Annotated in this window: 1 protein-coding gene; it reads right to left on the bottom strand. The window is 29.6% G+C overall.

Features of this window, described 5'->3' with window-relative positions; genetic code table 11:
• Nucleotides 1–976: 976 nt before the first annotated feature.
• On the bottom strand, nucleotides 977–1,316 hold a 340-nt coding region (locus ASJ81_RS12740), incomplete at its 5' end, for a DUF3344 domain-containing protein (protein ID WP_141241714.1).

A 1,316-nucleotide genomic window follows, 5' to 3' on the forward strand; every position in this document is an offset into this window, starting at 1 on the left:
CAGTATTTTATTACTATGATCTATCTAAAATTAGGAAAGTTAGATTTCAAACTACCCATCTGAAATGACGAAGAGCCTATTTTTTTCATCTTTTTATTCAACTCCACGTTCTAAGGTTGCTATCCAAAGTTTCTGATTTGCATTCCAGTTGCATATTTGAAAATTTATCAGATCATTACATTTTTATGTAGTTTAAGAATCGTCTGAGTTTAACAATAAATTAAGCTTTTTAAAGAACTTAATTGTAAAAAAGTATTTAAATATTACTAAAAAATAAGAGTATAGTATATTTTTATATAATCTAGTGTTACAAGACTCTGTTCCAAAATCCAGTGATTTTTGCATTTTTGATAGAAAGTCTTAATTAGCAAGAAGAATCCAGTTTTTATCAAAATCGATATTCGCTATCTAAAGACTTGAATCACTAAGTTGTATTACATGGATGGTGACCATTTATAAAATCTAGTGATTTTGAGTTTTACATTCATCACTAGATTTTGGTACTGAGTCTGTTACAAAGAAAGAAATTAATAATATTAACACGTTCTTTATGGAAACTATCTTGCCAAATAAATAACAAAATATTAAAAAGAAGTCTTTATTTTTTACCCAAAAAATGACTCCGTTCCAAAATCTAGTGATTTTCGCACTTTTTGATTGAAAATCTGAATTAGCAAGAAGAATCCAAGTTATCATCAAAATAAATATTCGACATCTAAGGCTTCAATTCTTAAGTTGTATCACAAGGATTGTGACCAATTATAAAATCTAATGATTTTGAATTACATTCATCACTAGATTTTTGGTACTGAGCCAAAAAATTGTTTATATTAAAATTACTGTAAAAATTAAGCAAAACATTTATGTCTGCAAGTTCCTTTTGAGCCTTTGACATCTTTGTATACAAAAAATTTTGAATGAGAAGGAATATTTATCCTCCTCGTTCAAATTTCCTTTATATTAACTATTTTTTATCTTATTCTATGGCTAAAACTGCAAAGTTCATCTTATACCAGCTATTACTACCGCGGGCATACTCCAAATAATTATCATCAATCATTCCCGGAGTTCTTGACCACATAAGACGGTTAAGTCCTGCATACTTCCATTGTTTCTGATTTGTGGGAGTAAACGGAGTACCATTCCATTTATAGATTCCATCAGTACCGGCTAAATAATCTATCCACAATGTTGCGCTATATTCATCACCGGGTTCAATACCAGTATCATTGAACCATGTCATATTGTAGGCGTTGGATGATACATATTTTGTCATTGGATCATGACCTTCATTGATCCAATAAGTAGTTTCACCA

The sequence above is a fragment of the Methanosarcina spelaei genome, from assembly GCF_002287235.1.
Taxonomy (GTDB): domain Archaea; phylum Halobacteriota; class Methanosarcinia; order Methanosarcinales; family Methanosarcinaceae; genus Methanosarcina; species Methanosarcina spelaei.